The organism is Streptomyces sp. NPDC002680, assembly GCF_042889145.1.
Taxonomy (GTDB): Bacteria; Actinomycetota; Actinomycetes; order Streptomycetales; family Streptomycetaceae; genus Streptomyces; species Streptomyces adonidis.
Genome location: NZ_JBIAQP010000005.1, coordinates 514,454 through 522,225 on the forward strand (window position 1 = coordinate 514,454; position 7,772 = coordinate 522,225).

Annotated in this window: 7 protein-coding genes; 4 read left to right on the forward strand and 3 right to left on the reverse strand. The window is 69.8% G+C overall.

Annotated features, from left to right (window positions below):
• Positions 1-9: 9 nt before the first annotated feature.
• Both ACFYXF_RS17065 and ACFYXF_RS17070 read right to left on the reverse strand, forming a co-directional pair.
• The gene (locus ACFYXF_RS17065) at positions 10-1,194 is read right to left on the reverse strand and encodes a serine hydrolase domain-containing protein (protein WP_389350343.1); all 1,185 of its coding nucleotides are present in this window, start codon (positions 1,192-1,194) and stop codon (positions 10-12) included.
• Positions 1,146-2,468: a multidrug effflux MFS transporter gene (locus tag ACFYXF_RS17070; protein WP_389350344.1), complete on the reverse strand. Its 1,323-nt coding sequence runs from the start codon at positions 2,466-2,468 to the stop codon at positions 1,146-1,148. The genes ACFYXF_RS17065 and ACFYXF_RS17070 overlap by 49 nt, the downstream gene beginning before the upstream one ends.
• A 137-nt stretch (positions 2,469-2,605) precedes the next feature.
• On the opposite strand from ACFYXF_RS17070, the gene ACFYXF_RS17075 reads away from it, so the two are divergent.
• The 4 genes from ACFYXF_RS17075 (at position 2,606) to ACFYXF_RS17090 (ending at position 7,054) form a co-directional block, all read left to right on the forward strand.
• Entirely contained in the window at positions 2,606-3,607 is a 1,002-nt protein-coding gene (locus tag ACFYXF_RS17075; RefSeq protein ID WP_389350346.1) for a Gfo/Idh/MocA family protein, read from the forward strand.
• A complete protein-coding gene (locus tag ACFYXF_RS17080; RefSeq protein ID WP_389350347.1) occupies positions 3,607-4,359 on the forward strand; it encodes an SDR family oxidoreductase in 753 nt (250 codons plus the stop codon). Before ACFYXF_RS17075 ends, ACFYXF_RS17080 begins: the two co-directional genes overlap by 1 nt.
• A gap of 447 nt (positions 4,360-4,806) precedes the next feature.
• The gene (locus ACFYXF_RS17085; protein ID WP_389350348.1) at positions 4,807-6,306 is read left to right on the forward strand and encodes an ABC transporter permease; all 1,500 of its coding nucleotides are present in this window, start codon (positions 4,807-4,809) and stop codon (positions 6,304-6,306) included.
• Between the two features lie 58 nt (positions 6,307-6,364).
• Entirely contained in the window at positions 6,365-7,054 is a 690-nt protein-coding gene (locus tag ACFYXF_RS17090; RefSeq protein ID WP_389350349.1) for an ABC transporter ATP-binding protein, read from the forward strand.
• 251 nt (positions 7,055-7,305) lie between these two features.
• Here ACFYXF_RS17090 and ACFYXF_RS17095 read toward each other — a convergent pair whose 3' ends face one another.
• Positions 7,306-7,629 (reverse strand): nuclear transport factor 2 family protein, encoded by a 324-nt coding sequence (locus ACFYXF_RS17095; RefSeq protein ID WP_369030770.1) that lies wholly within the window; start codon positions 7,627-7,629, stop codon positions 7,306-7,308.
• Positions 7,630-7,772: the final 143 nt, after the last annotated feature.

Consider the following 7,772-nt stretch of genomic DNA (forward strand, 5'->3'; position numbering starts at 1 on the left):
CACACGCCCTCATCTCCCTCGTACCGCCCGAGCCACCCGATCCCCCACCCCCGCCCTCGGCCCGTTCCCCACGCGCCCCCAACTCCGCTTCGGATGAACGGCGTTGGCGAGCAGTACCGCGAAAGTGTCCGTGGCCCGGTCCAGGACCAGGGACGTGCCCGTGAAGCCCGTATGGCCCGCCGCTCCGCTTCCCGCCAACTCCCCCATGAACCAAGGCTGGTCGACCGTGAAGCCCAGGCCCGGCGGCGTCAGCAGCAGCTCCACGTAGTCCGGACCCAGGATGCGCGCCGGGCCGTAGGCGCCGCCGGCCAACAGGCAGCGGCTGAAGACCGCCAGGTCGTGGGCCGTCGAGAACAGGCCCGCGTGGCCCGCCACGCCCCCCAGCGCCCACGCGTTCTCGTCGTGGACCTCGCCCCGCACCATCCCCCGTTCCGCCTTGGCCCACGGTCTGCGCTGGTCCTCGGTCGCCGCCGCTTCGGGGCAGGGGCCGAAGTCGGTCGCCGTCATGCCGAGGGGGCGGGTGATGCCCTCGTGGATCAGGACGTCCAGCGTGCGGCCCGTGATGCGCTCCAGGACGTACTGGAGGAGCAGCATGTTCAGGTCGGAGTACAGGTACACGCCCGGCCTCGACGACGGGGCCTCCGCTCTCAGCAGTGCTCTGCGTGCCGCGTCGTCCGGGCAGTCGTACAGGGGGAGTTCGGGGCGCAGGCCCGAGGTGTGGGTCAGCAGCTGGCGGACCGTGATGTCGTGTTCGGCCGCCGCCGTGAAGTCCGGCAGATACGCGGCGACCCTCGCGTCCATGCCCAGCGTGCCGCGTTCCAGCTGCTGCACCGCCGCCACCGCCGTGAAGAGCTTCGTCAGGGAGGCCAGGTCGAAGGGGGTCGACATCGTTGCCGGGGTCCTGGCCTCCGGCGGGAGTTCCACTCCCGTGTCCGTGCGCTCGTCGTACGACGCGTACCGCACCGCCCAGCCCGCCGCCTCCCGCACCGCGATCACCGGGCCTCGGCCGACGATCACCACCGCGGCCGGGGCCCACGGGCGCTCGCCGGTCGTGAGGGCGCGTACCTCTCGTACGAGGTGACGCATCTCCTCGGGGTCGAGGCCGGCCCGTTCCGGGGTGTCGACGCGCAGTCTCGGTGCGGCGGTCAGCTCTCCGCTCCCTCCAGGGTCGTACGTGCGTTCCAAGGACGGCACATTCCCACGAAGCAGCCGACCGCCACCAGTGCTGCCGCCAGTTGGACGACGGCCATCGGGACGGCGGTGTCCTCGCCCGCGATGCCCACCAGCGGGGAGGCGACCGCGCCGATCAGGAAGGAGGTGGTGCCCAGGAGGGCAGATGCCGCGCCCGCCGAGTGACGCGTACGGAGCAACGCGAGCGTCTGGGTGTTCGGCATCGCCAGGCCCATCGCCGACATCAGGACGAAGAGCGCGGTCGCCACCGGGAACAGGCCCGGCTCGCCGAACACTCCCGTCGCCATCAGCAGCAGTGCCGTCGCCGCGAGCGTGATGACCGCCAGGCCCACCGCCAGCACCTTGTCCATCGACACCCGGCCGACCAGCACCTTGCCGTTGATCTGGCCGACGATCACCAGCCCGATCGAGTTCACGCCGAACAGCAGGCTGAACGTCTGCGGGGACGCGCCGTAGATCTCCTGGATGACGAAGGGGGACGCGGCGATGTACGCGAACAGGGCCGCGAAGGCGAAGCCGCCCGCCAGGACGTAGCCGGTGAAGACCCGGTCCGCGAGGAGGGTGCGCATCGAGCGCAGGGCCTCGCCGACTCCGCCGCTGTGCCGGTCCGCCGGGTCGAGGGTCTCGGGGAGGCGGAACCAGACCAGCACCGCCAGCGCGATCCCGACCACCGTGAGGACGGCGAACACGCCCCGCCAGTCCGTCACCCGCAGGATCTGGCCGCCGATGAGCGGCGCGACAACCGGGGCGACCCCCGAGATCAGCATGAGGGTGGAGAAGAAGCGGGCCATGGCGTCGCCGTCGTACAGGTCTCGTACGACCGCCCGCGCGATCACTATCCCGGCCGACCCCGCCAGTCCCTGGACCAGCCGGAAGGCGACCAGGAATTCCAGGCTGGGGGCGATCCCGCACAGGACGGTGGCCACTACATACACCACCAGGCCCGCCAGGAGGGGGCGCCTGCGGCCCCAGCGGTCGCTCATCGGGCCGATCAGGAGCTGGCCGAGGGCCATGCCCGCGAGGCAGGCGGTGAGGGTCAGCTGGACGCTCGCGGCGGGCGCGTTCAGGGAGGTCGTGACCTCGGGGAGGGACGGGAGGTACATGTCCATCGCCAGCGGGGGCGTCGCCGTCAGCCCGCCGAGGATGAACGTGACGAGGATGCCGGTGCGGCGGAGGGAGCGGGCGGGAGCCTTCGATAGGGGGACGGGTGCGGGTATCTCTCCCTGGGAACTCCTGGAAGTCTTCTCGTCCCGCGCGGTTCGGCCACGCTCGGGCATGCGCCCCTCCCTTTTCGAGTAGTCCGCCACCTATGCTCTCAGCTCGTAACAGGCTGTTCGTACAGCGTGTTCGAGGTCACAGAGGCCGTAGAGGTCGTCGTAGAGGGTTCATGGAGATCACGGGACTAGGGGCTGGCATGTCGGCTGAGCGCGTGCGGTGGGGAATTCTGGCTACGGGAGGGATCGCGGCGGCGATGGCCGCAGATCTGGTGGACCTGCCGGACGCGGAACTCGTGGCGGTCGCCTCCCGGTCGGACGCCTCCGCGAAGGCGTTCGCGGAACGGTTCGGGATCCCCCGGGCCTACGGCGACTGGGCGTCGCTGGCCGAGGACACCGATGTGGACGTGGTGTACGTCGCCACTCCGCACTCGGCGCACCGGGCCGCCGCCGGCCTGTGTCTGGAGGCCGGGCGGAACGTGCTGTGCGAGAAGGCGTTCACGCTGAACGTGCGGGAGGCGGAGGAGCTGGTCGCGCTGGCGAAGGAGCGCGGCGCCTTCCTGATGGAGGGCATGTGGACCTACTGCAACCCGGTCATACGGCGGCTGAAGGCGCTGGTCGACGATGGCGCCATCGGTGAGGTGCGGACCGTTCAGGCCGACTTCGGGCTTGAGGGCCCTTTCCCGCCCTCGCACCGGCTGCGGGACCCGGCGCAGGGTGGCGGGGCGCTGCTCGACCTGGGGGTCTACCCGGTGTCGTTCGCACAGCTGCTGCTCGGGGAGCCGGACGGCATCTCGGCGAGAGCAGTGCTCTCGGCGGAGAGCGTCGATCTCCAGACGGGAGCACTGCTCTCCTGGGAGAGCGGTGCTCTCGCTTCGGTGCACTGCTCCATCGTCGGCGGTACGTCCATCAGCGCGTCGGTCACCGGTTCGAAGGGCCGGATCGACGTGCCCGACGGGTTCTTCTTCGCGGACCGGTTCGTCCTGCACCGTGACGGCCGTGACCCCGAGGAGTTCGTCGCCGCCCCGGACCACGGCGCCCGCAACAGCTTCCGGCACGAGGCGACCGAGGTGATGCGCGCCCTGCGGGCCGGCGAGACCGAGTCCCCGCTCGTCCCGCTCGCCGGCACCCTCGCCGTCATGCGGACGATGGACACCATCCGGGAGCAGATCGGCGTCCGCTACCCCGGCGAGGCCGCCTGATGAGCGCGGGGAGGATCGCGGTCGTCACCGGCGCCGGTTCCGGCATCGGGCGTGCCGTCGCCCTCGAACTGCTCGGCGCCGGCTGGTCGGTGGCGCTCACGGGACGCCGTACCGAGCGGCTGGAGGAGACGGCGGCGCTCGCGCCGGACGGTGACTCTCTCGTCGTACGGGCCGATGTGGCCCAACCCGACGACGTGGCCGCCCTGTTCGCGGCCGTGCGGGAGCGGTTCGGGCGGCTCGATCTGCTGTTCAACAACGCGGGGACCTTCGGTCCTGGCGGGGTGGCGTTCGAGGATCTGGCGTACGACGCGTGGCGGCACGTCGTGGACACCAACCTCAACGGGGCGTTCCTGTGCGCGCAGGCGGCGTACCGGCAGTTGAAGGAGCAGGATCCGCAGGGCGGCCGGATCATCAACAACGGGTCGATCTCCGCGCACACGCCCCGGCCGCACTCGGCGCCGTACACCGCGACCAAGCACGCGCTGACCGGCCTGACCAAGGCGTTGGCGCTGGACGGACGGCCGTACCGGATCGCGGTGTCGCAGATCGACATCGGGAACGCGGCGACGGACATGACCGCGCGAATGCAAACGGGCGCTCTCCAGGCGAACGGGGAGGTCGCGCCGGAGCCCGTCATGGACGTGGCGGACGTGGCGCGCACCGTGCGGCACATGGCGGAGCTGCCGTTGGAGGCGAATGTGCAGTTCGCGACGGTTCTCGCGACCACGATGCCGTATGCGGGGCGTGGCTGAGCGGCGCCCATGCACATGTTCGAAGTATCAACCTGCACAAGTGGAATTGATTACTCCGTAGCGTTCGAGCCGGTGGCAGGCATATGCTCGACACGCCTTCTCCACCAGAGCTTCACAGTTGATGCTCTGGGGTTCCGGTAGTACGCGCGGCGCGAGCAGCGCGGAACGGACCACACCGAGGGGGGGAGGCGACAGCCGCACCATGGCGCATCCGGGTGGGGGTGGACCTCGCGTGGGACCGCGAGGTACGCACCGGGTCATGGGGCGGCTGTCGTGTGCTCGGGCACATGGGCAGCACGGAAAACGGGCCGCGCGCCTTAATTCTTCGTGATTGTTTCGGCCCCGATTTCTCAGTCCCCGCACACCGTTTACCCAGTTCCCCACAAAGGTTCCTCCCTAGCTTGTGGCAGCGCCCACATGGGGCGCCAAGAACCTTTGAGGAACGGGATGTTTGGCATCTATCTCAAGCGCGAGCTGAGCCGGCGCAAGAAGGCGGCTCTGGTCATCGCCATGGGTCTGGCGCTCGGTATCGCGCTGGTCATCACCGTCAACTCGGTGTCGGCCGGCATGCAGCAGGCACAGGAAAAGGTCCTGCAGTCGCTCTACGGCCTCGGCACCGACATGACGGTCACCAAGGCCAGGACGGCACCGACCGGCAACAGCCAGTCGGACAGACCCAACTTCCAGTTCGACGCCAGCTCGAACGACTCGGACGACACCCAGAGCAGCGACCGTGTGACGACCCAGGGCGGACAGACCCTGAAGTCGGCGCTGGTCACCAAGGTCGCCGACCAGAAGGGCGTGTCGGCGGCGGTGGGCGCGCTGAGCCTCAACGTCACCAAGGTCGACGGCTCCTTCACCCAGGGCAAGGCACAGACCGACACCTCGTCGTCGTCCGGTTCCTCGTCCTCCGGTCAGCAGGGCGGCCCCGGCGGCGGCCAGAACAGCAACTCCGGCAGCACCGCTCCGCCGCAGGTGCAGGGCGGCGGCGCCTCGTTCGACGTCAACTCCTACTCCGTCATGGGCATCGACGTGACGAACCAGGAACTCGGCCCGCTGGCCACCACGACGATCACCAGCGGCAAGACGTTCACGACGGCGCAGGCCAACGCGAAGGTCGCGGTGCTCAGCAAGTCGTACGCCAAGGAGAACAAGTACACGGTCGGCAAGACCGTCACGATCTCCGGTACGAAGTACAAGGTCATCGGTATCGCGACGCCCGAGAGCAGCGAGTCCACGACCGACGTCTACCTGCCGCTCAAGCAGGCGCAGACGCTCGGCGACTCCGCGAACCTGGTCAGCACGATCTACGTCCAGGCGACCGACTCGAAGCAGATCGACACCGTCAAGTCGACGATCCAGAAGAACATCTCGGGTACGACCGTCACGACCTCCGCCGATCTCGCGGAGACCGTCTCCGGTTCGCTCTCCACGGCCTCGAACCTCGCGACCAGCGTCGGCAAGTGGCTGTCCATCGCGGTCCTCGCGGCGGCGTTCCTGGTGGCCGCGCTGCTCACCTCCTCGGCCGTGTCCCGCCGGGTGCGTGAGTTCGGCACGCTGAAGGCGCTGGGCTGGCCCTCGCGCAAGGTGACCCGGCAGGTCGTCGGCGAGTCCGTCGTGAACGGTCTGATCGGCGGCGCGCTCGGCATCGGCCTCGGCCTCGCGGCGGCGTACGCGGTGACCGCGGTCAGCCCGAAGCTGACCGCGCAGCTCGGCAACACCGGCGGCGGTGGCGGCGGCATGGGTGGCGGCCCCGGCGGTGGCGGTGGCCCGGGTCAGCAGTCGGCGGCCAACACGATGGAGATCGCGCTGTCGGCACCTGTCTCCCTCACCACGATCGCGCTCGCGGCGGGCCTCGCCATCACCGGCGGTCTGATCGCCGGGGCGATGGGCGGCTGGCGGGCATCCCGGATGCGGCCGGCGGACGCGCTGCGCAGCGTGTCGTAACCCGCTCCTGGTTCCTGCGGTTCCCTTCCCCCAATTCCCGTACGTCACGGAGTCGTTCATGTACAAGCTCACCGGTGTCACCAAGAGATACACGCGGGGCAAGGAGACGGTGGAGGCGCTGCGCGGCATCGACCTCGTCATCGAGGACGGCGACCAGCTCGTCATCCAGGGTCCCACCGGCGGCGGCAAGTCCACCCTCCTTCAGATGATCGGCGGCCTGGACCGGCCGACCGAGGGCAGTGTCGAGCTGGACGGTGTCGACCTCGGCTCGATCAGCGAGGCCAAGCTGACCCGGCTGCGCGCCGAGAAGATCGGCATCATCTTCCAGGCGTTCAACCTCATCCCGACGCTCACCGCGCAGGAGAACGTCGAGACGGCCCTCGTACCGCTCGGCGTGAAGCCGGCGGAGCGGCGCGAGCGGGCGGCGGAGGCGCTGGCGTCGGTCGGTCTCGGCGACCGGCTGTCCCACGCGCCGACCGAGCTGTCCGGCGGTCAGCAGCAGCGCGTCGCCATCGCGCGCGCGTTGGTGAAGAAGCCGAAGGTGCTGCTCGCGGACGAGCCCACGGGGAACCTCGACGAGGGGACGCGGGACGACATCATGGCGCTGCTGGAAGGGTTGTGGCGTGAGCATGGGTTGACGTTCATCATGGTCACGCATGACTCGTCTATCGCGCGTCGGGCTCCGCGGGTGGCGACCATCAAGGCGGGTCAGTTGACTGTCACTGAGCAGGATCAGTACGTCAGTTAGGTGGTTCTTTGGCTGCGGGTCCGGTGGGGGCTGGTCGCGCAGTTCCCCGCGCCCCTAAAAGCAGGTTGGGTCGCTCACCGTTCCAGTAGCTGGTTGATCTCGGTCAGCTGGCCTGGGGTGAGCGGCCCTTTCCGCATTGCTCCGGCGTTTTCCTCGGCCTCCAGGGCCTGTCCGGCGGCCCGCTTTCCTGCCAGCGGCCCCATGGCGAGCGGGCCGCGGTTGATACCGGCGAGCCACAACTCGTACGGGTGTCAGGCCTGGCCCGTCTCGAAGCGCTGGATGCGGCCGTCGTCGACCGTGAAGGTCCACTTGGTGCGCATCTCGCCCCAGGTGTCGTTGCTGTAGTTCGCGACGAGGACGCGGCCTCCCCGGGACTCGTTGGCTACGTCCATGTGGCCGTGGGACGAGAAGATCTCGCGCTCGGTCCAGTCGGCGAGGTCGCGGTCCGAGCCGTCGTCGGACATGGTCGCGTCGGGGGCCAGGACGGCCTGGAAGGCCTCGCGGTCGTGGGCGTTCACGGCGCTGACGAAGGCCCGGACGGCCGGGTCGCTGAGCTTGGCGGTCTGAATCGTCATGCGGGCCAGACTGGCACCGCACCCGGGCGCCCGCCACCCGAAGGGTTGTTCGCCCCCGCCGCCCCTACCCGTCCCATCCCTGGGGGCTGCCGCCCCCAGACCCCCGCTGTCGGCCTGAACGGCCTCGTCCTCAAACGCCGGAC

Excerpts from the sequence above, each read along its gene's own strand:
- ACFYXF_RS17095 (WP_369030770.1), bottom strand. The coding sequence starts at position 7,629 with ATGACGATTCAGACCGCCAAGCTCAGCGACCCGGCCGTCCGGGCCTTC.
- ACFYXF_RS17070 (WP_389350344.1), bottom strand. The coding sequence starts at position 2,468 with ATGCCCGAGCGTGGCCGAACCGCGCGGGACGAGAAGACTTCCAGGAGT.
- ACFYXF_RS17090 (WP_389350349.1), top strand. The coding sequence starts at position 6,365 with ATGTACAAGCTCACCGGTGTCACCAAGAGATACACGCGGGGCAAGGAG.
- ACFYXF_RS17080 (WP_389350347.1), top strand. The coding sequence starts at position 3,607 with ATGAGCGCGGGGAGGATCGCGGTCGTCACCGGCGCCGGTTCCGGCATC.
- ACFYXF_RS17075 (WP_389350346.1), top strand. The coding sequence starts at position 2,606 with ATGTCGGCTGAGCGCGTGCGGTGGGGAATTCTGGCTACGGGAGGGATC.
- ACFYXF_RS17085 (WP_389350348.1), top strand. The coding sequence starts at position 4,807 with ATGTTTGGCATCTATCTCAAGCGCGAGCTGAGCCGGCGCAAGAAGGCG.